The organism is Gordonia sp. (in: high G+C Gram-positive bacteria), from assembly GCF_020438995.1.
Taxonomy (GTDB): Bacteria; Actinomycetota; Actinomycetes; order Mycobacteriales; family Mycobacteriaceae; genus Gordonia.
Genome location: NZ_JAGQTN010000269.1, coordinates 1 through 25,446, shown reverse-complemented (window position 1 = coordinate 25,446; position 25,446 = coordinate 1). Strand labels below are relative to the sequence as shown.

The 25,446-nt window shown below is 66.4% G+C and carries 19 protein-coding genes; 8 read left to right on the top strand and 11 right to left on the bottom strand.

The window, feature by feature from the left end:
• Nucleotides 1-8: 8 nt before the first annotated feature.
• The 5 genes from KDB67_RS18840 to KDB67_RS18820 form a co-directional block, all read right to left on the bottom strand.
• Nucleotides 9-1,925, bottom strand: coding sequence for an ABC transporter ATP-binding protein (locus KDB67_RS18840; RefSeq protein WP_291019134.1), 1,917 nt, complete (start codon nucleotides 1,923-1,925; stop codon nucleotides 9-11).
• Nucleotides 1,922-3,655, bottom strand: coding sequence for an ABC transporter ATP-binding protein (locus KDB67_RS18835; protein WP_291019132.1), 1,734 nt, complete (start codon nucleotides 3,653-3,655; stop codon nucleotides 1,922-1,924). Before KDB67_RS18835 ends, KDB67_RS18840 begins: the two co-directional genes overlap by 4 nt.
• 105 nt (nucleotides 3,656-3,760) lie before the next feature.
• Nucleotides 3,761-4,561, bottom strand: coding sequence for a family 1 encapsulin nanocompartment shell protein (locus KDB67_RS18830; protein ID WP_291019130.1), 801 nt, complete (start codon nucleotides 4,559-4,561; stop codon nucleotides 3,761-3,763).
• Between the two features lie 43 nt (nucleotides 4,562-4,604).
• Nucleotides 4,605-5,606 carry a Dyp-type peroxidase gene (locus tag KDB67_RS18825; RefSeq protein ID WP_291019128.1) on the bottom strand — a complete coding sequence of 334 codons (1,002 nt, stop codon included), beginning with the start codon at nucleotides 5,604-5,606 and terminating at the stop codon, nucleotides 4,605-4,607.
• 69 nt (nucleotides 5,607-5,675) lie between these two features.
• Nucleotides 5,676-7,340 carry an FAD-binding dehydrogenase gene (locus tag KDB67_RS18820; RefSeq protein WP_291019126.1) on the bottom strand — a complete coding sequence of 555 codons (1,665 nt, stop codon included), beginning with the start codon at nucleotides 7,338-7,340 and terminating at the stop codon, nucleotides 5,676-5,678.
• A 312-nt stretch (nucleotides 7,341-7,652) separates the two neighbouring features.
• Here KDB67_RS18820 and KDB67_RS18815 point away from each other — a divergent pair, with 312 nt between their 5' ends.
• Entirely contained in the window at nucleotides 7,653-8,609 is a 957-nt protein-coding gene (locus KDB67_RS18815) for an alpha/beta hydrolase family protein (protein WP_291019121.1), read from the top strand.
• Nucleotides 8,610-8,856: 247 nt separating this feature from the next.
• Here the strand turns inward: KDB67_RS18815 and KDB67_RS18810 are convergent, their stop codons facing one another.
• The 3 genes from KDB67_RS18810 to KDB67_RS18800 form a co-directional block, all read right to left on the bottom strand.
• The gene (locus KDB67_RS18810; protein WP_291019115.1) at nucleotides 8,857-10,275 is read right to left on the bottom strand and encodes a DUF3068 domain-containing protein; all 1,419 of its coding nucleotides are present in this window, start codon (nucleotides 10,273-10,275) and stop codon (nucleotides 8,857-8,859) included.
• 107 nt (nucleotides 10,276-10,382) lie between these two features.
• The gene (locus KDB67_RS18805; RefSeq protein WP_291019104.1) at nucleotides 10,383-10,736 is read right to left on the bottom strand and encodes a metalloregulator ArsR/SmtB family transcription factor; all 354 of its coding nucleotides are present in this window, start codon (nucleotides 10,734-10,736) and stop codon (nucleotides 10,383-10,385) included.
• 7 nt (nucleotides 10,737-10,743) lie between these two features.
• Nucleotides 10,744-11,982, bottom strand: coding sequence for an MFS transporter (locus tag KDB67_RS18800; RefSeq protein WP_291019078.1), 1,239 nt, complete (start codon nucleotides 11,980-11,982; stop codon nucleotides 10,744-10,746).
• Between the two features lie 124 nt (nucleotides 11,983-12,106).
• Here KDB67_RS18800 and nadB point away from each other — a divergent pair, with 124 nt between their 5' ends.
• Together nadB and KDB67_RS22425 are read left to right on the top strand one after the other, a co-directional pair.
• Nucleotides 12,107-13,765 carry an L-aspartate oxidase gene (gene nadB, locus KDB67_RS18795; RefSeq protein ID WP_291019072.1) on the top strand — a complete coding sequence of 553 codons (1,659 nt, stop codon included), beginning with the start codon at nucleotides 12,107-12,109 and terminating at the stop codon, nucleotides 13,763-13,765.
• A 167-nt stretch (nucleotides 13,766-13,932) separates the two neighbouring features.
• On the top strand, nucleotides 13,933-15,186 hold the full coding sequence (locus KDB67_RS22425) for a hypothetical protein (RefSeq protein ID WP_324388044.1): 1,254 nt from the start codon (nucleotides 13,933-13,935) through the stop codon (nucleotides 15,184-15,186).
• A gap of 1 nt (nucleotide 15,187) precedes the next feature.
• Here the strand turns inward: KDB67_RS22425 and KDB67_RS18785 are convergent, their stop codons facing one another.
• Nucleotides 15,188-16,654: an FAD-binding protein gene (locus KDB67_RS18785; protein WP_291019070.1), complete on the bottom strand. Its 1,467-nt coding sequence runs from the start codon at nucleotides 16,652-16,654 to the stop codon at nucleotides 15,188-15,190.
• A 312-nt stretch (nucleotides 16,655-16,966) separates the two neighbouring features.
• Here KDB67_RS18785 and KDB67_RS18780 point away from each other — a divergent pair, with 312 nt between their 5' ends.
• The 5 genes from KDB67_RS18780 (at nucleotide 16,967) to KDB67_RS18760 (ending at nucleotide 22,952) form a co-directional block, all read left to right on the top strand.
• Nucleotides 16,967-18,049, top strand: coding sequence for a Re/Si-specific NAD(P)(+) transhydrogenase subunit alpha (locus KDB67_RS18780; protein ID WP_291019062.1), 1,083 nt, complete (start codon nucleotides 16,967-16,969; stop codon nucleotides 18,047-18,049).
• Nucleotides 18,049-18,354 carry an NAD(P) transhydrogenase subunit alpha gene (locus KDB67_RS18775; protein WP_005188973.1) on the top strand — a complete coding sequence of 102 codons (306 nt, stop codon included), beginning with the start codon at nucleotides 18,049-18,051 and terminating at the stop codon, nucleotides 18,352-18,354. Before KDB67_RS18780 ends, KDB67_RS18775 begins: the two co-directional genes overlap by 1 nt.
• Before the next feature lie 62 nt (nucleotides 18,355-18,416).
• Nucleotides 18,417-19,886 carry an NAD(P)(+) transhydrogenase (Re/Si-specific) subunit beta gene (locus tag KDB67_RS18770; protein ID WP_333716778.1) on the top strand — a complete coding sequence of 490 codons (1,470 nt, stop codon included), beginning with the start codon at nucleotides 18,417-18,419 and terminating at the stop codon, nucleotides 19,884-19,886.
• A gap of 103 nt (nucleotides 19,887-19,989) precedes the next feature.
• The gene (locus KDB67_RS18765) at nucleotides 19,990-22,104 is read left to right on the top strand and encodes a hypothetical protein (RefSeq protein ID WP_291019049.1); all 2,115 of its coding nucleotides are present in this window, start codon (nucleotides 19,990-19,992) and stop codon (nucleotides 22,102-22,104) included.
• A 2-nt stretch (nucleotides 22,105-22,106) separates the two neighbouring features.
• Nucleotides 22,107-22,952: an SDR family NAD(P)-dependent oxidoreductase gene (locus KDB67_RS18760; RefSeq protein ID WP_291019047.1), complete on the top strand. Its 846-nt coding sequence runs from the start codon at nucleotides 22,107-22,109 to the stop codon at nucleotides 22,950-22,952.
• A gap of 357 nt (nucleotides 22,953-23,309) precedes the next feature.
• On the opposite strand, the gene KDB67_RS18755 is transcribed toward KDB67_RS18760, so the two are convergent.
• Together KDB67_RS18755 and ligD are read right to left on the bottom strand one after the other, a co-directional pair.
• A complete protein-coding gene (locus KDB67_RS18755; protein WP_291019045.1) occupies nucleotides 23,310-24,050 on the bottom strand; it encodes a metallophosphoesterase in 741 nt (246 codons plus the stop codon).
• A gap of 61 nt (nucleotides 24,051-24,111) precedes the next feature.
• A partial coding sequence (ligD, locus tag KDB67_RS18750) for a non-homologous end-joining DNA ligase (RefSeq protein WP_291019043.1) occupies nucleotides 24,112-25,446 on the bottom strand: 1,335 nt, incomplete at its 5' end.

Here is a 25,446-nt window from a genome sequence, read left to right as displayed (position 1 = left end):
TCCTACTGCTATTCGGATTCGATGGCGCCGGCGAACTGACTGTTGTAGAGGCGGTAGTAGGCGCCGCGGGTGGCCAGGAGTTGCTTGTGGGAGCCCTGCTCGACGATGCGGCCGTCTTCCATCACGACGATGATGTCGGCGTCGCGGATCGTCGAAAGGCGGTGGGCGATCACGAAACTGGTGCGGTCGGTACGCAGCCGGGCCATCGCCTTCTGGATGAGCAGTTCGGTTCGGGTGTCGACGGAACTGGTGGCCTCGTCGAGAATCAGGATGGTCGGTTTGGCCAGGAACGCCCGCGCGATCGTGATGAGCTGGCGCTCACCGGCACTCACGCCGCCGCCCTCGTCGTCGAGGACGGTGTCGTAGCCGTCGGGCAGATGCCGCACGAACGCGTCGACGTGACTGAGGGTGGCCGCCGCGATGACCTCCTCGCGGGATGCGGTGGGGTCGCCGTAGGCGATGTTGTCGTAGATGGTGCCGCCGAACAGCCAGGAGTCCTGCAACACCATGCCGGTACGTTCGCGAAGGTCGGCACGCGTCATCAGGCGTGAGTCGAGGCCGTCGACGCTGATGGTGCCGGTGTCGACGTCGTAGAAGCGCATGATCAGGTTGACCAGCGTGGTCTTGCCCGCGCCGGTGGGTCCGACGATCGCGACCATCTGCCCCGGCCGCGCCACCAGCGAAAGGTCCTCGATGAGCGGCTTTTCCACGGCGTACCGGAACGAGACATCGTTGAATTCGATGAGCCCGTGATCATCGAGAGGGGACCGTGGCTGCACGGGATCGGGGGATTCCTCGGCGGCGTCGAGAATGTCGAAGATGCGTTCGGCAGAGGCCACCCCGCTCTGCAGCAGATTGACCATCGACCCGATCTGGGTGAGCGGCTGGGAGAACTGCCGCGAATACTGGATGAACGCCTGCACCTCACCAAGACTCAGCGAACCCGACGCCACCCGCAGACCGCCGACGACCGCAACCGCCACATAGTTCAGGTTGCCCAGGAACATGATCACCGGCATGGTGACACCGGAGATGAACTGGGCCCGCCAACTCGATTCGTACAGTTTCTGATTTCGTTCGTCGAAGACCTGCTCCACCTCACGCTGGCGGCCGAACGCCTTGACCAGTTCGTGGCCGGTGAACGCCTCCTCCACTTGCGCGTTCAGCTTGCCCGTCGAACTCCACTGCGAAATGAAATGCGGCTTGGACCTTTTCGCGATGATCGCGGTCGCGCCGATAGCCAAGGGCACCGTCACGATCGCGATGAGCGCCAGCAGCGGGGAGATGACCACCATCATCACGAGCAGGGCGATCACCATCAGCACCGAGTTGAGGAGCTGCGAAATGGTCTGCTGCATACTCTGCGACAGATTGTCCAGATCGTTGGTGACGCGGCTGAGTAGATCACCGCGCGGTTGAGAGTCGTAGTAGCGCAATGGTAGTCGATGGATCTTGGCCTCGACGTCGGCGCGCAGGCGCCGGATCGTGGCCACCACGACGATATTGAGCAGATACGACGCCAGCCACGCCAGTGTCATCGATACGACGTACAACGCCAGCACGATCAGCAGGACGCGTCCCACGTCGCCGAAATCGATTCCGGTACCGGGGATCACGTCCATCGACGACACCATGTCGGCGAATGTGTCCTGACCCTTCTCGCGTAGCCCGGCGACCGCCTCGGCCTTGGTCTGCCCGGCAGGCAGGACTTTTCCGATAACGCCGTTGAACACGAGATCGGTGGCGTGCCCGAGTACCCGCGGCGCGATTGACTGCAAGATCACCGACGCGGTCAGCGCCAGCAGGATCGTCGGCATCAGTACCCGGTACTCAGACAACAGCCGCACGATCCGTTTGATCGACGGACCGAACGAGCGCGCCTTGTCGCCGGGCACGTTACCCATTTGCATTCCTGGGCGGGTCATGCGACATCCTCCACGGCGCGTTGGGATTCGGCGATCTCGGCGTACGTGGGGCACGACGCCAGCAATTCGTCGTGGGTGCCGATGCCGGTGATCCGTCCGTGTTCGAGGACGACGATCTGATCGGCTTCGGTGATCGTCGAAATACGTTGCGCCACAACCACAACTGCAGCATCGCGGGTGACCGGGGCCAGTGCCGCACGCAGCCGGGCGTCGGTGGTCAGGTCGAGGGCCGAGAACGAGTCGTCGAACAGGTAGATCGCCGGGCGGCGGATGAGGGCCCGGGCGATCGCCAGTCGCTGCCGTTGACCACCCGAGACGGTGGTGCCGCCCTGCGCGATCGGGGTGTCGATACCCTGCGGCATCGCGGACACGAAATCGGCGGCCTGCGCGATCTGAAGTGCCTCCCAGATCTGTTCGTCCGTGGCGTCGGATTTGCCGTAGCGCAGGTTGCTCGCGACGGTGCCGGAGAACAGATACGGTCGCTGCGGGACCAGCCCGATCACCTCCCGCAGCTTGTCGGGGTCGAGCCGGCGGACATCGGTGCCGCCCACCGACACCGAACCGTCGGTGACATCGATGAGCCGTGGGATCAGGCTGAGCAGGGTGGTCTTGCCCGCGCCGGTGGAGCCGACGATCGCGGTGGTGGTGCCCGGGGTGATCCGGAACGAGATATCGCTCAGCACAGGCGAATCGGCACCCGGATAGCGGAACTCGGCGCCGGAGAACTCCGCTGTCGCCGGGTCCGCGGAAAAGCCGATCGGTGCGTCGGGAGCGTGCACCGACGACTCGGTGTCCAGCACCTCCAGGATGCGTTCGGCGCACACCGCGGCGCGCGGGGCCATCATCGCCAGGAACGAGGCCATCATCACCGACATCATGATCTGCATGACGTACGACATCATCGCCGTCAGCGCCCCGATCTCGAGGTGGCCGTCGTCGACGCGGTGCCCGCCGAACCAGATGATGGCGACAATGGTCACGTTGGAGACCAGCAGGATCACCGGGAACATCAGCGCCATCATCTTGCCGACGCGCAGCGTGGCCGCCGACAGTTCGTCGTTGGCGACGGCGAACCGGTCGGTCTCGTAGCGTTCGCGGACGAACGCCCGCACCACCCGGATGCCGGTGATCTGCTCGCGCAGCACCCGGTTGATGGCATCGAGTTTGTCCTGCATCGCCCGGAAACCCGGCACCATCTTGCTGATCAGCACCGCCATCGCCCCGCCCAGGATGGGCACGGCCACCACCAGCACCCACGCCAGCCCAGAGGCCACGTGCACGCCCATCACGATGCCGCCCACACACATGATGGGCGCCGACACGAGGATCGCCGCGGCCATCACGATCAGCATCTGCACCTGCTGGACGTCGTTGGTGGTGCGGGTGATCAGCGACGGCGCACCGAACCGGCCCACCTCACGCGCCGAGAAGCCGTCGACGGTGTGCAGCAGGTCGTGCCGGATGTCGCGGCCGATGCCGAGCGCGCCACGCGCCCCGAAGAACTGCGCGGCGATCGTCGTGCACACCTGCAACACCGTGACCACGAGCATGACGCCGCCCACCCGCAGGATGTAGCCGGTGTCGCCGTTGGCCACACCACCGTCGATGATGTCGGCGTTGAGCGTGGGCAGATACAGCATCGCGCCCGTCGCGACGAACTGGAACAGCACGACAGCGACGAGGTTGTTGGTGTACGGCGGGAGATAGGTTCGGACGAGTCGGATCAACATGGGCGGCAGACCTGGGGCACCCGACCACGCTAGCAACCGGCTCCGACTCAGTGCGAGTGAATAACGGCGCGAACGGATTTCGCGCCCGAAATGCCGGGCTCGCCGCTACGGGATGGTGAGGGGGATGACGGCCTCGGGAGAGTAGGTCAGGAAGGTGAACGACTCCTGGAAATAGAGGTTCACCGAATCGCCGTCGTGCGAGTCGTAACCGATCGACACGTCCTGGCCGATGGTCAGCTCGAAGTCGCCGCCGCGGGTGCTGATCAGGTACGCGCCCTCGATCGCCGGCGCCCACACGATCTCGCCGTCGAGGATGCGCTGGATGTGCTGGCGGATCGGGTAACCGTGGTTGGAGGTCTCGGCGACCTGCGAGTACAGGTCGGCCGACAGGGCCAGCGAGTACGGGCCGTCGACCGATTCCAGGCGCAACTGGTTCAGGGCCTGGCTGATCGCCTCCGGGTAGTCGCGGACGTCCTCGGGCAGGGCCATCGCATGCGAGGCAGCCCGGCTGCCGATACCGGTGATGCCGGCCGACTCATAACCTTCGAAGATCGCCCGGTCCTCGGCAAGCGCGAGTTGTGCGGCCGCATCACGCACCGGATCCCAATCTGAATCCTTGGCACCGCGATCGACATTGTCGATGGCCTCGCGCGTCACCGCGAACGGCACCTTCAACTCGACGAGTGGCTGCGTCTGGCGCAGGAAAGCGGAGATGCCGTCGGCGGGGGAGTCGATCTTGGCGCGGCTGCCGAGCGTCACCGACGCGGTGTCCAGACCCAGCGGACCATTCACATCGACCAGACGCCGGCCGGCACTGTTGCGTTTGAACGACCGGGTGGCCTCGTCCTCGATTTCTTGCCACGCGCTTTCGGAAATGGGGGCGAGTTCGCGATGCAGATTGTTCATTGGTTCTCCCTCTCTGGAGTGATGTGGTCAGTCTGTGAGGTGATCAGCGAAGTGAGCCGATGCCCAGTGAGCCGTTGGACGGCCGTGACGGCGGTGTTCGGGGTGCGGTATCGGTATCGGGAAGCGGTGGTGGGGTGTCGAGGAATTCGACGGTCGGTGCGAAGAACTGCGCACCCGTCACCGCGGTGGTGAAATCCAGCAGTCTGTCGTGGTTTCCGGGTGGATCGCCCAGGAACATGTTGCGCAGCATACGTTCTGTGATGTCAGGGGTAGCCGAATAGGCGATGAAGTATGTACCCGACTCGCCGGTTCCCGATACATCTCCGTACGGCATGTTGTCGCGGACGATGTCGAGTTCATTGCCGTCGTCGTCGGTGATCACATTCAGCGCGATATGTGAATTGGTGGGTTTCACATCGTCGGACATCTCGATGTTGTCGGCCTTGGAACGACCGATGGCCGCCTCCTGCTCCTCGGTGCTCAGTGCCCGCCACGCCCCGAAATCGGTGACGTACCGCTGAATCGCGACATAACTGCCGCCCGCGTAACCGTCGTCGTCGGTCGTGGTGATGGTGTCGATAGCGTCTTGTCCCGTCGGATTCTCTGTGCCGTCGACGAAACCGATCAGGTCGCGCAGATCGAAATAGCGGAAACCGTGCACCTCGTCGACGACGGTGATCGCATCGCCCAGAGCTTCGGTGATCAGCCGGCCCACCTCGAAACACTGATCCATCTGGTCGGCCTTGATGTGCAGCAGCAGATCACCCGGCGTGGCGGGTGCGCTGTGCACCGGGCCCGACAGCGGTGTGAACCGCCGCAACGACGACGGGCGCGGCGCGTCGAACAACCGGCCCCAGGCGTCGGCGCCGATCCCGACGATCGCTGCGAGCGCGGCCTCCGGTGCACGAGAGGACACCGAACTCGTCAGACCACCCAGCTCGGGGAGGAAATCGTGGACGGTCTGCTCGGCGCCTTCGTTGATGGTTGCGACAAGGAAGATCGCGGCCTTGGTCTTTCGGGTCAGGATCGTCTGCGGAGTTGTCACGTTGATCCACGTTAGTGTGGCGACGCGTTCGTTTCCATGAAGGCGCGCCTAGCCTGACTCCGGGAGCGATCAGCCCCGGGCGACGGCCCGTCCCGCAGCCCGGCCGGAGAAGATGCAGCCGCCCAGGAATGTGCCCTCCAGAGCGTTGTAACCGTGCACGCCGCCACCACCGAAACCGGCCACCTCACCTGCCGCGTACAGGCCGTCGAACCGGGAACCGTCCGGGCGCATCACTGCCGCGTCGAGATCGGTTTCCAGACCGCCGAGGGTCTTGCGGGTCAGGATGTTCAGGCGTACCGCGATCAGCGGGCCGTGTGCCGGGTCGAGCAGCTTGTGCGGCTTGGCCACCCGCACCACCTTGTCCCCGAGATACTGACGCGCATTGGTCATCGCCATGATCTGCGCGTCCTTGGAGAACTTGTTGTCGATCTGCGCGTCCCGGGCGGAGATGACGCGTTCGATATGGGCCAGGTCGAGCGCGGGGCCGCGGGCGATCTTGTTCATGCCGGCCACCAGCGCGGGCAGGTCGTCGGCGACGACGAAATCGACGCCGTGTCTGGTGAACGCGTCGACCGGGCCCGGTGCGCCCTTGGATACCCGGCTGCGGGCGAGGATCTTCAAGTCCTTGCTGGTGACGTCCGGATTCTGCTCGGACCCCGACAGCATGAACTCCTTTTCGACGATGCTCCGGGTGAGCACGAACCACGAGTAGTCGTGGCCGGTCTTGAGGATCTCGCGCATCGTCGAATTGGTGTCGAAACCGGGGAAGTTGGGGGCGGTGAGCCGATTGCCCTCGGCGTCGAGCCACAACGACGACGGTCCCGGGATGATGCGGATCGCGTGATCGGGCCAGATCGGATCCCAGTTGTGGATGCCCTCGGTGTAATGCCACATGCGGTCGCGGTTGACCAGGCTCGCGCCCGCGTCCTCGGCGATACCCAGCATCCGGCCGTCCACGTGCGCGGGGACCCCCGAGATCATGTGCTCGGGTGCCTTGCCGAGGCGTTCGGTGGGCCAGTTCTCGCGGATCAGTTCATGATTGTGGCCGATGCCGCCGGTGGTGACGATCACCGCACCCGCCCGCACCTCGAAGTCTCCCACCACGTCGCGATTCGACGCCCGGCCGCGGTCGAGATCGTCGCACGGTGCCAGGACGGCGCCGCGGACACCGACCGCCGCGTCGCCGGAGACGATCAGCTCGTCGACGCGGTGCCGGAACCGGAACTCCACCAGACCGCGTTTCTCGGCCTCCAGCACCGGTTCGGCGAAGATCCGCACCACCTCGGGACCGGTGCCCCAGGTGAGATGGAACCGGGGCACCGAGTTGCCGTGGCCGTCGGCGAAACCGCCGCCGCGTTCGGCCCAGCCGACCACCGGCACGAACCGCAACCCCAGATCGTGTAGATACTGCCGTTTGTCGCCCGCGGCGAACTCGACGTACGCGCGCGCCCACTGACGCGGCCAGTAGTCCTGCACCTCACGGTCGAAACCGGCCGACCCCATCCAGTCCTGCAACGCCAGCTCGGCCGAATCGGAGATGCCCAGACGACGCTGCTCAGGGCTGTCGACCAGGAACAGCCCGCCCAGCGACCAGAAGGCCTGACCGCCGAGATTGTTCCGGTTCTCCTGATCGACGACGATCACCTTGCGGCCGGCCCTCGTCAGCTCGTAGGTGGCGACCAAACCCGCAAGGCCCGCTCCGACGACGACGGCGTCGGCCTGCTGCTGCGTCACTGAGGAACTCCATTCATCGCGGCATGTGGTTCGTCCGGGCGGTGGCTCGGTGAATCCGTCGGTGACATTACCCGCCGGTACTGGCAGTCGACACGCCGCGCGGGATTTGTCCCAAGCGTGCGAAAGCACCGAAAACCGGCGCCGAACTGCCGAAAAGAACAACTTTGACCCGGCCGTACCCTTTGCTGGCCTGTTATTGATCCGTTACAGTGTCATGCGATGGACCGGCCGACCTCGAATCCGAGGCCGGCCGGTATAACTACATCCTCGTCGAGCGGGGCCACCCCGGCCAGAATCGTTAGGAATCAGTACATGTTCAAGCGCGTGAGAAAGCGCCTTGTGGCCGGTGTCGTCGCCGCGGTCGCAGTCACCAGCGGGGCCGTGGTCGCCCACGCACCCGAGGCCGCCGCGGCCGGCACCACCGAGTACGTCTACTCGGCAGCCATGGGACGTAACGTCCCGGTCCGCATCATCAGCGGTGGCGGCGGGGCGGCCAAGCCCACGCTCTACCTGCTCGACGGCCTGCGCGCCCCCAACAACAACAGCGGCTGGCTCATCAACACCAACGTCGACAGCTACATGGTCGGCAAGGGTGTCAACGTCGCCATCCCGTTCGGTGGCGGAGGCTCCTTCTACACCGACTGGCAGACCACCGACCCCAAGCTCGGCAAGAACAAGTGGGAAACCTTCCTCACCCGTGAACTGCCCGGCTACATGAAGCGCAAGTACAACAGCGACAACCGTCGCAACGGTGTCGCCGGTCTGTCGATGTCCGGCACCGCGGCGCTCAACCTGGCCTCGCGGCACCCCGGCTTCTACAAGGCCGTCGCCTCCTACAGCGGCTACCCGACCGTCACCATGCCCGGCTTCAACCAGGGCATCCAGGTGTCGGTGATGGAGATGGGCGGCAACCCCATCAACATGTGGGGTATCGCACCGTTCGGCGCCTGGACCGCCAACGACCCGTTCCTGACCGCCAACAACCTGGCCGGCAAGTACGTGTACGTGTCGTCGGGCAGCGGCGTCGGTAACCGCAACGCGGCCCTCGTCCCCGGCAGCGCCAACTTCGACGCCGTCAAGTTCGCGCAGATGGTTCCGCTGGAGGTCGCCGCCTCCACCAGCAGCCAGCTCTACATCGCCCGCCTCGCCGCGGTACCCGGTGTGAAGCTCAAGACCCACATCTCGCCCGACGGTGGTCACTGGTGGGACTACTGGCAGGACCGCTTCAAGGAGTCCTGGAACACCACCTTCAAGCCGGCCTTCTTCTGAGCCGAGCGTAGACGGTAACAACACAGAGCCGGTGACCTTCGGGTCACCGGCTCTGTGGTTTCTCACCGGACCCCGCCCCCCATCCACGCATTCCCGGTTGGTTGCCATCCCCGGCTGGTTGCCATCCACGCATGCCTCGACCGGCGAAGTGGGCAGCACAAAGGGGTAGAGGGAGGGCTGACAGCACTGTGCCCCCACGATCGGATCGTGGGGGCACAGTGGTTGTCAGCTCAGCGGGGTTGTCAGCTCAGCGTTTGCGGAGGGGATCGTCCGGTTCGTCGCCCGAGTCGATGGGCCGGATCTGTTCGGTGGGGCGGTCCCAGGGGCCGACACCGGCGGTGGAGCTTGTGTCCTCCGTCGTCGGAATCACCGTGGTGGCGTCGTCGTCGGTGGGGATCACCGTCGTGGCGTCGTCGGTGGGGATCACCGTGGTGGCCTCCGTGGACGGCTCGGGTTCCGACCAGGCGCCGGCGGCGGTGCCCGGGCCCTCGTAGTCGAAGGCGCTGTCGCCGGACGGTCCGTCGGCGGCGGTGCGGCGGCGGTCCCGCAGGAACAGCCACAACCAGGCCAGGATCAGGAGCGCACCGATGATGCCCAGGATCAGCGGCAGCCAGAACTTGGCCATCTTCAGCAGACCCTTGTAGTGGTCGGCCTTGTCGGCCTGGCGTGCGACGGTGCTGTCGGCCCACTTGAACGTGCCTTTGAGAGCGTGCAGCTTGAATTCGCGGATCGCGGTGGGCAGCGACTGGCTCTGATCGGGGGAGCGGTAGTACTGCTCCTGATCTTCCTTGCCGTCGAGGATGGTGCCGGTGACGGGTTCGACGAAGACGTGCCGGGTGGCCTTGCCGTAGCGGTGCATCGTGACCGGGTCGGTCGGTTTGATGCCCTGGCCGGTGATGCCCCACCAGCTGGCCGGCTGGGTCAGCAGCGTGCCAAGGGAGGCCTCGCCCTGCGGGTTGGGGAGTTCGGACAGGTCGGTCTCGGGGACCTCGCTGACGAACTCGTACACCTTGACGCCCTTGAGGGTGGTCTCGCCGACGAAGTTGGCCGGGTTGTCGGTGCGGGTGTTGGTGTCGAAGTACAGGTAGGGACGCTTCTTGACGTTGAAGCCGAACTTGTACTGGAAGCCCTGACGCGGGACGTCCACCGACACGTCGTCGAGGTTGCCGCCTTCGGGCAGGGCCTCGAACTGGATCGAGTGGACCTTGCCGTCGGGGACGGACGTCTTGCGGTTGACCGAGACACGGTCGATGGTGGCGCTGAGCAGGCCGTCCTTGCAGGTGCGGGGTTCACCGGCGGCCGCGAACGACAGGTCGGTCTCTTTGCCATCGGCGTCGCGGACGCGGTCGATCCGGACCGTCTGCGCCGACTGAACGGTGGCACGGGTCTTGCTGGACGGGTCGATGATGACCGAGCGGCGCTGCTGCGTCAGGTGGGCGTCGAGCTGACGGACCTTGGGCGCGGTGAGCGAGCAGCGGTCGAGGACGACGGCCGGGAAGCGGTCGTCGGCGTTGCCGTCGGCGGACACCGTGGTGGCGTCGGAGGTGATGTCGAGGTCCAGCGGCACCACGCGGAGCTGCGACACCAGGACGGTAGGGATGAGGATCGCCGCGGTGACGAAGGCGAAGCCGAACAATGCCAGCAGCGCCGGCCAGAAACGTCTCATTCGTGACTCCTGTGGTTGCACATGACGGTGTTACCCTAACCCGCGCTGCCGTCCGGATAGTACGTACGGTCTCATGATGGTGCGGTTTTCTGCCACAGGAGCGGTTTTCAGTCGTGTGCGGGTTCCCCGGTGATGCGGTGGTCGGCGTGATTGAGGCCTTCGCGGACCAGCCTGGCGACGTGGCCGTCGCGGATCCGGTACACCACGCGGCGTCCCTCCCTGCGGGTGTCGACGAGCCCGGTGAAGCGCAGTTTGGCCAGGTGCTGGCTTACCGCGGTGCGGGATGCGCCGACGGCGCCGGTCAGGGCGGTGACGTCGGCTTCGCCGTTGGTGAGGTGCCAGAGCAGGCCTAAGCGGGTCGGGTCGGCGAGCATCGCGAACATCTCCGTCGCCGCCAGCAGATGTTCGGTTCCGGGTTCGACACGGTGATTCAGGCTCGGGGGATTCAGGCTCGGTGCCATGGCCCATTCAAGCAGTCGAGGGGGCGGGTGCCCGCTGGTGGGCCGCGCGAGTGCCGACGGGGGTGTGCCAGGCGAGTGCGGCGCAGGTCAGGCCGGTCAGCGCCACCGTCAGCAGGGTCGCGGGGCCGGCCGCGCCGTGCGTGGCGGTGACCCCGGCGAGCGGGTAGGTGATCAGGAAGGCGGCATGCGATGCGGAGAACTGGGCGGTGAACACATCGGCGGCGCTGCCGGCGTCGGTGTGATCGGCGATGAGTCTGGGGGCGGACGTGTTCATCAGGGATGTCGCGATGCCGATGACGAACCAGACCGCGAGCAATGCCGGGTAGGTCAGGCCCGCCAGGTGTGCGGTGGTGGTGGCCAGCAGGGCCCCGCAGCCGATGACCGCCCCGGCCAATGCCGTCGACCGGGGTGTGATGTAGCGGCCGGCCATCGGCAAAAGAATTGCGGTGCACAGTGATCCGACACCACAGGCGGCGAGCAGGGGGGCGAGGGCGCCGGCGCCCAGGTCGAGTTCGGTGTCGACGTACACCACCGAATACACCATCACCGGTGCGGTGACAGCCGCGCAGCACAGGTTGATCGCGATGAGACCGCGGAAAGTGCTGCGCGAAAACATGATTCGCAGTCCTGCGGTGGCCCGGCGATGAAACGGTGCGGAGCCGGCAGCCGGGGTCGCGGTGCCCAGGGCGGTGCGGACCGAGCCGACGAGCAGGGCCGAGGCCGCGAATCCTGTTGCGGCGACGAGGAATATACCAGAAGGCGGGACCGTGAACAGCAGTGCCGCCGCGAGCATGGGGGAGGCCAGGGCCTCCAGGTCGTAGGCGATGCGGGAGGCGGCGACCGCCCGCGTGTAGTCGTCGCGGTGTGGCACGACGGTGGGGATCGTCGCGGTGAAGGTAGGGGTGAACGTGGCCGACGCTGTCTGTAGTGCGAACACCAGGACGTAGACCTGCCACACCTGCGTGACCAGGGGGAGCGCGGCGACCATCGCCAGTCGCACGGCGTCGGCGCCGATGAGCACCGTGGCGCGCGGGAATCGTTCGCAGGCGGCGCGCATGACCGGTGCCATGCCCACGTAGGCGACCATCTTGATCGTCAGCGCGGTGCCGAGGACGACGCCGGCGTCGTCACCGGCCAAGCGTGCCGCGAGCAATGCGAGGGCCACCGTGAGGAGTCCGGAGCCGAGTAGGGAGGCCACCTGCGCGGCATACAACCGGCGGAAGAGGTGATTGTGCAGCAGGGGCATGCGAGAAAGTATCTCATATGTGCGCATACGTGCACCTATGAGAAGGGCCACTCTCGGCGTATGGTTTTCGACTGAAAGTCGAAAACCTCTCCCGGAATCCCACTTCGAGAATCAAGGAGGCCGCATGCCGGACAGCATGACCGCGGGCAAGAGCGATCGTGCCGATTTCGTGGTCGTCGGGGCGGGGATCGCAGGACTGACCGCGGCGATCCGTGCGGCCGAGGCCGGCTGCAGCGTCGTGATCCTCAACAAAGGACCGGCATGGCGGGCCGACCGCGCTGAACAGTCGACGTCCACCTTCTACGCCCAGGGCGGCGTCGCCGTCGTCACCGTCGAGGACCCGCTCGACCCCGGGGATCCGGCCGATTCGGTCGACCTGCACCTGACGGACACGCTGGCCGCTGGGGCCGGGCTGACCGATCCGGTGGCCGCGCGGCCCATCCTCGCCGACGGCTATGACGCTGTATGGGGACTGATGCAGTGGGGTGCGGACTTTGACCGCGCCCCCGACGGACTGCTGTCACGCACCCGCGAAGGCGGGCATTCGGTGCGGCGCATCATCCACGCCGGCGGCGACGCGACCGGCGCGGTCATCCAGCGGGCCCTCGGTAGTCGCGTCACCGAACTGACCTCCCACTCACCGACCCCCGGCTCGTTCGTTGAGGTGCTCGACGAGGCCATCGCCACCGACGTGATCCGGTCGGGCGGCCGGGCGGTCGGTGTGCGTTACCTGCGCGATGGCGCCGAACACGCCGTGTACGCACCGACGATCCTGCTCGCCACCGGCGGCGCCGGACACCTGTACGCCGCGACGACCAACCCTGCGGGGGCCACCGCTGACGGCATCGGCCTGGCGCTGCGAGCGGGCGCGCAGGTGGCCGACCTCGAATTCATCCAGTTCCATCCGACAATGCTTTTCGTGGACGGTGATCGAGGCAGGCGCACGCTGATCAGCGAGGCGGTCCGGGGTGAGGGCGGCAGGCTCGTCGACGTCGACGGCCACTCCGTCACCGACGGTGTGCATCCGCTCGGCGACCTCGCACCCCGGGATGTTGTCGCCAATGCGGTGCATGCGGCCATCGCCCGCACCGGACATCCGTGCGTCTACCTCGACGTCACCGGCGTCGGCGCGGCGCACGGCGGATTCGAGGTCCGGTTCCCGACGGTCACCGCGGGGTTGATGGCATCGGGCGTCGACCCGTCGTCGGGGCGTATTCCGGTGGTGCCGGGCGCGCACTATCTGTGCGGCGGTGTCGTCACCGATACCTCGGGTGCCACATCTGTGCCCGGTCTGCTCGCGGCCGGTGAGGTCGCCCGTACGGGCCTGCACGGAGGCAACCGGCTCGCCTCCAACAGCCTTCTCGAGGGCCTTGTGGTGGGTCGCCGAGCGGCCTCGCTCGCGATTTCGCGTCGTGACCTGTCGATATCGGAAATCGCGGACGAGGCAGACGGCCCGGTACCGCGCGTACTCGACCGCACCGCCCTGCAGGACACGATGACCAGGTACGCCGCGTTGGGCCGCGACGCCGCCGGGCTCGACGCGGCGGTCGGCATCCTCGACGCCGCCCCGCGCAGGCCGGGTGCGCCCGCCACCACGCGGGAGGTCGAGGACGCGGCTCTGACTCTGGCCGCGCGGGCGGTGGTCGCGGCCGCGGCGGCCCGCACCGAGACCCGGGGATCGCACGTGCGGCTCGACTATCCGGGCACCTCATCCGACGCGGCCTCGCACGTATTCGTGCTGGGTGGGGATGAACTCGTTCGGGACGTTCGGACGCCGGTGTAGACCGTCCGGTCTCTCGACTGTCCGATGCGGACAGGGTTCGGTGGGACTTGATAGGGGGCGAGTGGTGGCGACTGCTGCGCCAGGTCCATAGACTGGCCGTTGGTCCGGAGACCGGACGGGGGCCGGGGCCGGCGGTTTGGGACAGGCGTGGTGATGGGAGCTCTTCGATGAACGGTGCCGGGTGTTGGTCGACGGTCGTGTGCACCCCCGAAGAGCGCGCCCGGCTCGGTCTGGCCAACGACCTGCAGTGGCTCGTGCATTGCCGGCTGGCCGTCGGGCACTCCGGTAACCACGCCACCGACGCCAGCGATCACCCGCGATCCGATCGCAGACTCTGGCTCGAGTGGAACGACTTCGACACCCAGGCCCAGTCGCTGATCGAGCGCAATCCGTGCAGCGCGCGCTCTCTCACGGGGGCGCACTGTCTGTTCTTCGAGGCGCACGGCGGTCCGCACTTCTATGCGACCGGCAACGGGCACGCACCGACCGCCATCGCCGCAGCCTCGGGTAACGGGCAGGCGGGCGGTGGTCCGGCCGGTGGCCGATCTACCGGCACCGGGCCGATCAATACCGGACCGGGCGCCGGTGGGCCCGGTGCGGGTTCGGCCGGCGCTCCGTCGGGGCCGCTTCCGGGTGACGGATATCGCGGTGGCCGTCGTTCGACGAACATGGAGCCACCGGTGGTCGAGGGCGCGTCGATGGACGGACTCGAACGGCGGCGGCACCTGATGCCCGAGCCCCGCGCGCACCGGCCGGCACCGCAGTCCGGTCCCGGGCAGCAGCAGCCGCCGCCACGGGCGTCGCAGACCGGTGGTCAGCCCAAGGCGGGTGGGCCTGCGCCGCATGCCACCGGCCCGGCGCCGCGCCCGCCGGGCCGTCAGGCGCCCGCGTCCGGGTCGGGTGCCTTCCCGCGCCCGGCGAACACCGGTTCAGGGCCGCAGAAACCGCGTCCGGTATCTCCCCCGCCGCAGCCGAAACAGGGTAAGCAGTCCGCCACCGGGCATCATGCCCGGCGTTCGGCCGACGACGCTGCCCCGGAAGCCCAGTCACCGATGCGGGGTGCGGGGGTGGATGAGCGTGCCGTCCGGGGTGGGGGCCGCAGGCGCGCACCCGATGCCGACGATCACGCGCCCCGTGCGTCGGAGGTCCAGCCGACATCCGCACCCCCTGAGGTGACCGAACCCGCTCAGGCAGCCGTACCTGCTCGCACTCCGGTACCCGCCCAGCCGCCCGTTCCTGTCCGATCGGGGCCTCCCGCCCTGCCGGAATTGCCGGCGACGGCGATCGCCCGGGCTGTGTCGGATGCGCAGAGCGTGGTCCGTGCCGGCGCGGTCGCCAACGTCGAAGCCGTCAGCAAAGCGCTGGACGAGGTGGCCGTGGCGCTGGCCAAGCTCGCCGCCGCGCTGCGGGGGCGGAAGTAGGTCAGTTCGCCGCGGCTGCCGCGGCGTGACGTCCGGCCCGGCGGCCGAAGAACGATCCTTCACCGAGCTGGGTGCCGCTGGCGTAATTCTTGCCGTTCTCGGCGATATTCGACGCGCAGGCACCTGCCGCGTACAGTCCGTCGATCACCGAACCGTCGGCGCGGCGGACCTGTCCGTCCACCGAAGTGACCATTCCGCCCATGGTGAAGCCCGCGTAGATCGCTTTGCCGAGGCTCAGATTGTATGCGGCCCAAGGACCTTGGGTCAGCGGAGCGAGGTACTCGGGGGCCTTGTGAAAATCGGGGTCCTCGCCGGCGGCGGCGTGCTCGTTGTAGCGGTCGATGGTGGCGCGCAGCCTTCCTTCCGGAATTCCGAGCCCTTCTTCCATTTCTTCGACCGTTTCCCAGCCGTCGATCAGTGGCACCAGATAATTCTTTTGCTGGCTCATATGTGATTCGTTGATGACGAGAAATGCCGCCGAATCGGGTTGATCCATCACGAATGCCGATGTCCGGGAATGGTAGGAATCCTCGGTGACGAATCGGTCACCGTTCTTGTTGACGATCACGCCCATGACCATGCTGGCGGGCGGATAGATGGGAGCGGTGACGAAGGTCTGATCCATGCCGCGCAGTTGCGCGCCCACCGACAGACCCATGCGCAGGCCGAGGCCGTCGTCGTAGGTGGTGCCCAGCGGGTACGACTTCTCGGCCATCTTGGGGACGTTCTCGGCCACCATTTCGGAGTTGGAGACGAATCCACCGGCTGCGATGATGACCGACTTGGCGCGGATGAAGCCTGAGGCCTCCGGAGACTTCCACGCCATCCCCGCGACCCGGCCCTCATCATCGACGACGAGTTGCCGGGCGCCGGTCTCGTACCGGATCTCGACGCCGAGTTCGGCGAGTTTCTTGACCAGTAGTTCGATGACCAGCGACGCGCCGCCGGTGTCGCCGGGCACGGGCACCTTGTGGCCACGCGGGGCAGGGACCGCGATGTCGCGGAACGGCCACACCTTCTCGTTGCCGGTGTACATCAGGCCCTGGGTCTGGGGCTGGATGACGGCCTTTTCGGGGTAGTAGCTGCGTTCGAAGCTGAAGCCGAGCGCTTCGAGCCAGGTGAAGTGCTCGACGCTGCCCTGGCAGTAGGCGTGGATCTTCTCCGGGTCGGGGTCGGCCGACACCGCGGTCAGGTACTTCTCCATCTCCTCGGCCGAGTCGGCGTGCCCGGTGGCCTCCTGGACGGCGGTGCCGCCGCCGAGGTAGAAGTGCCCGCCCGCCAGCGATGTGGTGCCGCCGGCGACGGCGGCGCGTTCGAGGACGAGGACGCGGGCGCCGTTGCTCGCGGCTTCGACGGCGGCGCATCCGCCGGCCATGCCCAGGCCGGCGACCACGACGTCGAACTCGTCGGTGAAGTGGGGAACGTCGGCGAGGGCGACGGTCTGCGGGATCTCTGTGCTTCCAGCCATGTCGTAGAGCGTAACCCGAAACTAGAACATGTTCTAGAACAATCTCTGGACAGGTGTCCGGTCAGGTATTCGCGCGAGCTGTTCGGTCCGCCGACAGTGCCGAAGGCCCTCGCGTCAAGCGAAAGTGAGGTAGCTTACCGCATTACCTTGTGGCACTTAGGCCATGCTATGTTCTTGGCTAGTTTTGTGACCGGGACGACATCACCCTTTTCCGTCGTTCCACGCATCGGTTGTCGATGCGATCGCCGGGTGTGAACCAGCGGCGATGGTGAATCAGACGACGATTGTGAAACCAGACAAGGTGACAGAAAAATGAGTGTGGGTGTCGTGCGCGAAACGGCCGACGGGGAGCGCCGCGTGGCGCTGGTCCCCAAGGTGGTCGCTTCGCTCGTGGGCAAGGGCGTCGACGTCGTCGTCGAGTCCGGAGCCGGGATCGATGCGTTGATCCCGGACAGTCAATATGTCGATGCGGGGGCCACCATCGGTGACCCGTACGCGGCCGACGTCGTGCTGCGGGTGGCCCCGCCGTCCGACGACGAGATCGCCAAACTGCGTCCGGGCCAGAAGCTGATCGGCTTCCTCGCCCCGCGCAACGCCGACAACAAGATCGGCGCGCTCAAGGCCGCCGGCGTCGAGGCGTACGCGGTGGAGGCGATTCCGCGTATCTCGCGTGCGCAGGTGATGGATGCGCTCAGCTCGCAGGGCAACGTGTCGGGTTACAAGTCCGTCATCCTGGCGGCCGAGGAATCGACGCGGTTCTTCCCGATGCTGACCACCGCCGCGGGCACCGTCAAGCCGGCCACCGTGCTGGTCCTCGGCGTGGGTGTGGCCGGGCTGCAGGCCCTGGCCACCGCCAAGCGCCTCGGCGCCCGCACCACCGGCTACGACGTGCGGCCCGAGGTGGCCGAGCAGGTCCGGTCCGTGGGTGCCCAGTGGCTCGACCTCGGTATCGAGGCCGCCGGCGAGGGCGGTTACGCCCGTGAACTCACCGAAGCAGAACGCGCTCAGCAGCAGCAGGCACTCGAAGACGCCATCAAGGGCTTCGACGTCGTCATCACCACCGCGCTCGTGCCGGGTCGTCCCGCACCGCGCCTGGTGACCGCCGCGGCCGTCGAGGGCATGAAGCCCGGCAGCGTCGTCGTCGACCTCGCCGGCGAGACCGGTGGCAACTGCGAACTGACCGAGCCGGGGCAGACCGTCGTCAAGCACGACGTGACCATCGCCTCGCCGCTCAACCTGCCCGCCACGATGCCCGAGCACTCGAGCGAGCTGTACTCCAAGAACCTGCTGGCCCTGATCGAGCTGATGCTCGGCGACGACGGCGCCATCACCCCCGATTTCGACGACGAGGTGCTCGCCGCGGCGTGTGTCACCCGTGAGGAGGCCACCGCCTGATGTACACCGGGCTTCTGGCGAATCTCGCGATCCTGGTCCTGGCCGGGTTCGTCGGGTTCGCCGTCATCTCCAAGGTTCCCAACACCCTGCACACCCCGCTGATGTCGGGTACCAACGCCATCCACGGCATCGTCGTGCTCGGCGCGCTGGTGGTGCTCGGCCAGCTCCCGGCCGATGCCGGCTGGGGTGTGCGCATCATCGCGTTCGTCGCGCTGGTGTTCGGCACGCTCAACGTGATCGGCGGCTTCGCCGTCACCGACCGCATGCTCGGCATGTTCAAGGGTAAGAAGGAGGCCGCCAAGTGAACAACGTTCTCCTGCTCGCACAGGGCACCCATGACCCCAGCGAGACGATCTCGTACGTCGTGATGGCGCTGTACATTGCGGCGTTCTCCCTGTTCATCTACGGCCTGATGGGCCTTACCGGCCCCAAGACCGCCGTCCGCGGCAACTGGATCGCCGCCGTCGGCATGGGCCTGGCCGTGGCCGCCACGCTGCTGTTCGTCTGGAATCAGGGCGCCGTCGCCGAGGCCGGGGCACACGGCCGCGACAGCGTGCCCGCGATCAACTGGATCCTCATCGCCGTCGGCCTGATCATCGGTGTCGCGCTCGGTATCCCGCCGGCACTCAAGACCAAGATGACCGCGATGCCGCAGCTGGTGGCGCTGTTCAACGGTGTGGGCGGCGGTACCGTCGCGCTCATCGCGTGGGCCGAGTTCATCGAGACCGACGGCTTCAAGGAGTTCCACGGTGTGGAGCCCGCCTCGCCGATGGTGGTCGGTTCGCTGATCGCCGCGATCATCGGTTCGATCTCGTTCTGGGGTTCGCTGGTGGCGTTCACCAAGCTGCAGGAGATCATGCCGAAGGGCCTGGAGAAGTTCTCCGTCGGCAACGCCAAACTGTTCCAGCTGGCCAACATCATCCTGCTGATCGTCTCCCTGGTCCTGGCCGTCTTCATGGGTGTCAAGGCCGCTTCCGGTGACGGTTCGGCGATCTGGTTCATGGTGGGTCTGCTCATCGCCGCCGGTGTGATGGGTCTGTTCGTGGTGCTGCCGATCGGCGGCGCCGACATGCCCGTGGTGATCTCGCTGCTCAACGCCATGACCGGTCTGTCCGCGGCCGCCGCCGGTATCGCGCTGGACAACACCGCGCTCATCGTGGCCGGCATGATCGTCGGCGCATCCGGTTCGATCCTGACCAACCTGATGGCCAAGGCGATGAACCGCTCGATCCCGGCCATCGTGTTCGGATCGTTCGGTGCCGGTCCCGACGGCACCGCCGGTGGCGGTGCAGGTGGAGCCGGTGGCACGGTCAAGGCCACCTCGGCCGCCGACGCCGCCATCCAGATGGCGTACGCCAACCAGGTCATCGTCGTGCCCGGTTACGGTCTGGCCGTGGCCCAGGCGCAGCACGCCGTTAAGGAGATGGCCGCGCTGCTCGAAGCCAAGGGTGTCGAGGTCAAGTACGCGATCCACCCGGTTGCCGGCCGTATGCCCGGCCACATGAACGTGCTGCTCGCCGAAGCCGACGTCGCCTACGACGCGATGAAGGAGATGGACGACATCAATGGCGAGTTCAGCCGCACCGATGTGGCCATCGTCATCGGCGCCAACGACGTCACCAACCCGGCCGCCCGCAACGATCCGAGTTCGCCGATCTTCGGTATGCCGATCCTCAACGTCGACGAGGCCCGCTCGGTGATCGTCCTCAAACGGTCGATGAGCTCCGGTTACGCCGGCATCGACAACCCGCTGTTCTTCGGCGAGGGCACCTCGATGCTGTTCGGTGATGCCAAGAAGTCGGTGAATGGTGTTATTGAGGAACTGAAGGCACTCTAGGTTCCCGTCACAAACCCCACCGCTGAGCCCCGGCACGACAATTATTGCGATGCCGGGGGCTATCGGTGGGGTTTGTGACGTCTCGGGTGTTTGAATGGGCTGCATGCGTGTGATCGCGGCCCGGATCTTGTTCGTGCTCGGCACCGGATGCCTGGTGCTGGGGTTGTTCGCGGGGTTGCTGAACCGTGAGGTGATCGACTCCGAGCGGTTCGCCCGGCATGTCGACTCGGTGCGCCAGGATCCCGAGGTGGCACGCGTCGTCGGGTTGGCGGTGTCCGACAGGTTGCTGGACGCCGCGCCCGATCTGGTGGCGTTGCGTCCGCTGGTGGAGTCGGTGTCGTCGTCGGTGATCTCCTCGCCCGCGGCGGGTCCGGTGGTGCGGTCGGCGGCGGTGCCGCTGCATCGTGCGTTCACCACCGGCGACACCGCGCTGCCGGTCCTGCGGATCGCCGACATCGGGGCCGTTGCGATCGCCGCGCTCAAGACCATCGCCCCCGACGCCGCCGCCAAGCTTCCCGACGACATGGATGTGACGCTGTCGCAGATCGGGGCGTCGGGCTTCGACAAGCAGATCGTGTCGACGGTGCACTGGGTGCGGATCACCGCCTGGCTGCAGCCGATGCTGGCGGTGCTACTGCTGCTGGGGTCGGCGCTGTTGCGGGAGAAGACGTGGGCACAGATTTCGCGCACGTTCGGCCGGGCGTTCATGTGGCTGGGCGGAATCATCGTCGGGGTGATCCTGGGGGCCACGCTGGCGTCGGTGCTCATCCCCACAGATGACATCAAGGGCGCGCTGACCGTCGCCGCCTGGCACGAGATCGACGGTCGGTTGTGGATCATCGCGGCCCTGGCGCTGGTGGTCGGGCTGATCGGGCATGCGATGGGCGGCATCCGGTCGATCCCCACCACCCAGCAGGAATGGATCGATCTGGGGCACTGGCTGATCCGGCCACGCCGGGCCACCCGCACCGCGCTCGCCGCGCGTGGATCGTTGATCGCGATTATCGGGATTCTGACGGTACTGCGCCCGCTGGCGGTACTCGCGATCATCGGCAGTGCGGCGGGTCTGGCGCTGATCGGCTGGGGTGGCAGGGATCTGATCGTCGCCGGGCTCAGCTGGTTGCGATCCGCCGAGCGAAAGCTGCACCTGGAGAAGGCCACCATCCCGCTTGCCGCGCTCGCGGTGGTGTCACTGGTGATCGGGTCGGTTGCTTATCTGGCCTGGCCCAAGGCCCGCGACATGGCGATCGTCGCCGCGAAGGGCTACGACCCCAAAGCCTGTAACGGGCATCGCGAACTGTGCGACCGCAGGTACAACGACGTCGCGTACCCGTCGACCCATAACTCGATGTCGGCCGCCGACGGCAACGGCTGGTTCATCGGCGAACAGCCCACCGGGGTGATGGGCCAACTGCGCGACGGGGTGCGGGTGTTTCTCGTAGACAGCTGGTACGGACAGATGTCGGATCGTCCACCGACGGTGGCCAATACACAGGCCAGCCGGGCCGACGCGTTCGCCGCGGCGGAGAGGACCTACGGCAAGGACGTGGTGCGCAGCGCGTTGCGGGTGCGCGACTCGTTCGACCTGGAACCGGTGGGTGCGGTGAAACCTTATCTGTGCCACGAACTCTGCGAGTTGGGCTCCACCGAATGGCTGCCGCTGATGGTGCGGGTCAAAGAATGGATGCGTGATCATCCGCGCGAGGTCATCACATTCATGGTGCAGGACAAGGTGACTCCCGAAGACGTTGAGACGCTGCTGAAATCGGCCGGGATGTACGACATGCTGTACACGCCGACGCTCGGGCAGCCGTGGCCGACGCTGGAGGAGATGATCGACTCCGGGAAACGTCTGGTGTGGATTCATGAGAACACCGGCGGAGGGACTGCGCGCCCGTGGGTGTTGCCGTCGGATATCTGGGTGCAGGAAACACCGTACGAGTTCAAGAAGGTCGCCGACTTCAACTGCCGACCCAATCGGGGTGCCGCCGATGCCCCGTTGTTCCTGATCAATCACTGGCTGGGCAACTTCGCCAGCCGTATCCGTGACGCCCATACCGTCAACTCGTCGGCGGTTCTGGGGCCGCGACTGGCCAAGTGCCGGACCGAACGTGGTCAGATCCCGAATTTCGTGGCCGTCGACAACTATGCGATCGGCGATCTGTTCACCGAGGTCGACAAACTCAACGGCGTCGGCGGATCCGACGGAGGGAATTGATCATGGGTGCGCAGGAACGATTCGGTCGGGCGGTGGCCGGTGCGATGCAGCGCCGGACCTGGCTGCCCGGCCGGGTGGAAGAGCTTTTCGGCGGACCCGGCCGCGACGTCGCGGGGCTGCGGGTGGTGGTGACCGGGGCGTCCGGCGGGATCGGGCGGGCCGCCGCCATCGACCTGGCCGGTCGCGGGGCCGAGGTGATCATGGTGGCCCGGCGCGAGGACGAATTATCCACGCTTGCAAAGTATATCGGTGCCGACTACCGGGTATGCGATCTGTCGGAGGAGACCGCTATCACCGGTCTGGTCGAAGATCTCAATGGTGTCGGGGTGGATGTGCTGGTGAACAATGCCGGCCGGTCCATTCGCCGCAAGATCGTTGATTCGACGGACCGACTGCACGACTTTCAGCGCACCATGCAGCTCAATTACTATGCGCCGGTGCAGCTTACGCTCGGATTGCTGCCTGGGATGATCGACCGTGGGCAGGGGCAGTTCGTCAATGTGTGCACCTGGGGTCTGCTGTCGGGAACATTCCCGAGATTCTCGGCGTACGCGGCGTCCAAAAACGCTTTGAGCATTTTCGGACGCAGCCTGAACGCGGAGAAGCCACACCCGCAGGTATGCGCCACCAACGTTTACTTCCCGCTGGTGCGTACCGAAATGATCGCTCCCACAGCCGAATATGCCGAAGCTCCCGCTCTTGACGTGGAGGAGGCGGCGCGCTGGATCGTCCGGGCGATCACCCACCGTCCCGAGGCCGTCGCCCCCGCCCCGCTGGCCGCCGTGCTGCCGGTCATCAACTACTTCTCGCCGGGCACCGCTGACAAGGCAATGGCCTCACTTACCTGATGTTTCAACGGTTTTGAGGTGGTGACGCCATGGTGGAATGTCACCGGACCCTTCGCGACCCTCGCTCCTTCGTCGCATCGGCCTCAGGGATCAAGAAGTGTGGTCGCGGATAGGCCATCGCGGTTCGATGCGTTGTTGCGGGCGACCATCCATCGTGATCCCTGGGGCGGTGTGGGCGACCATACTTCTTGATCCCTGGGGCGGTGTGGGCGACCATACTTCTTGATCCCTGAGGCCGAAGCGAGGTATGTGGGCGACCATACTTCTTGATCCCTGAGGCCGAAGCGAGGTACGAGCGAGGGTCACGAAGGGTCCGGTGAGGTACACGCATGACATAACCACTCCGGTCGCGACAGCTCAGTCCATGACGGCGCGGAAGTGGGTGACGATGCGGTTGTCGTCGCCGATCAGGTGGAACGCGATGCCCGGTGGCTGACCCTCGTTGAGGACACCTGATCCCTCGAACGGCAGGTTGAGGGTGGAGGAGACACCGGGGGCGACGCACAGGGGGCGACCCGCGAAAGTGGTGACGGCGGCGGAATGGATGTGGCCGCACAGGAACGCGACGATATTCGGGTAGCGGTCGACGAGTTCGGCGAGTCGCTCCTCGCCGGTCTGCCGGATCGTGTCCATGTACGACATGTGCACGGTCACCGGCGGATGATGGAATGCGACCAGCGCCGGGGTACCGGGTTCGGCGTCGTGCAACTGATCTTCGAGCCAGTCGAGGTCGTCGTCGTCGATGTAGCCGCCCGCCCGGCCGGGGATCGATGAGTCGACGAGCAGCAACTGCACCCCGTTCACGGTGAGCGACGAATTGGCGTGCGCCAGGCTGGGATCGTGGCGGAACCGGTCGTTGTAGTGTTCGCGGTCGTCGTGATTGCCGATGGTGATGACCGTCGGCAACGGACTGTGAATCGTCTCGAACGCCTCGTCGTATTCGGCTGCCGTCCCACGGTCGACGAGGTCGCCGGTGATGAGCAGCGCGTCGATGCCTTCGGCGCGGGAATTGATGTAGTGCAGCACCGATTCGACGCGGCTGCGGTGGTGTTCCGAGCCGTTGAAATGCAGGTCGCTGATGTGGGCGACTACGAACATCTCAGACACCCTAGTCCTCCGACTTCGCTGAAGCACATTGATGGACGCACGGTTTGCCTCGCTACAGGTCGCCGGGCAGTTTGTCGCGCCGGATACCCCGCCAACTGGGATGACGCAGGTGCCCCGTCGACGTCCAGTCCATGAACCGCACCTCACCGACCAGCTTGGGCAAAACCCACGTCGCCGTCGATGCGACAGGCCGGTCGAGGGCGTCGATGAACGGGCACATGCGGATTCGCAGCGGCTCCAGTTCGTCGGCGAGCGCCCGCAACTGGGCGTCGGTGAAGCCGGTGCCCACGCGCCCCACATATCGCAGACCGGTTGCCTCCGGCAGCCCCAGCAGCAACGACCCGATGGTGTCGGCGCGGTTGCCGTTACCCGGTCGCCAGCCGCCGATCACCACCTCGATGTCGTTCCAGTTCTTGTGTTTGCGCCACTGCGTCGACCGTCGTCCCTGCTGGTAGACGGAGGTGCGCAGCTTGGCGACAACACCCTCGTAGTTGTGTTCGCGACTGTGGGCGACGGCGTCGGCGCCCGAACCTTCCAGTAGTGCGGGCACCTCCGTGTAAGGCGATTTCGCGAACAGCGGCGCGAGTTCGTCGAGCAGTTGCCGACGCTGTGACCAGGGCACATCGAGAAGTTGTTTGCCGTTCAGGTACAGAATGTCGAACAGCAGCAACCGCAGCCGGTACGGTTCGGCGGTCGTACCGCGCGAGGCCAGAATGGTGAAATTGGTACGGCCCGACGAGTCGATCGCCACAACCTCACCGTCGAGCACCACATCGAGCAGGCCCAACTCCTGGACGATGCCGCGCAACTCGGGAAATTCTGCGGTCAGATCCAGGCCCGATCGCGACGACAGCCGGAACTCACCACCCACCGAGCGCACCAGCACCCGATACCCGTCCCACTTCCCCTCGAACGCCCAATCACGTTCGTCCAGACCCTCGATCGGTTCATCGACGGCCAGCATCGGCCGCGGATCGCGCAGATCGGCCTTGATGGGACGCGGTTCGTCGTGCATCAGATGCGCCAGCCAATTGCGTTCACCGGTCTTGATCAGCACATATCTGCCCTGGATTCGGCGTCCGTGCAACCGGACGATGATCTCCTTGTCGCGCCATTTCTCCAGTTCATACGTGCCGCTGTCCCAGATCTCGACGTGCCCACCGCCGTATTCGCCGGCCGGGATGTCGCCGGAGAAATCCGCGTAGTCGAGCGGATGGTCCTCGGTCTGCACGGCGAGCCGGTTCTGATCGTGGCCGGTCGGCAGATTCTTCGGCACCGCCCACGACACCAGCACCCCGTCGTGTTCGAGCCGGAAGTCGTAGTGCAGCCGGCGGGCGTGATGTTCCTGGATCACGAAAATCGGTACCTCGCGCGGGGTCCGGCGGTG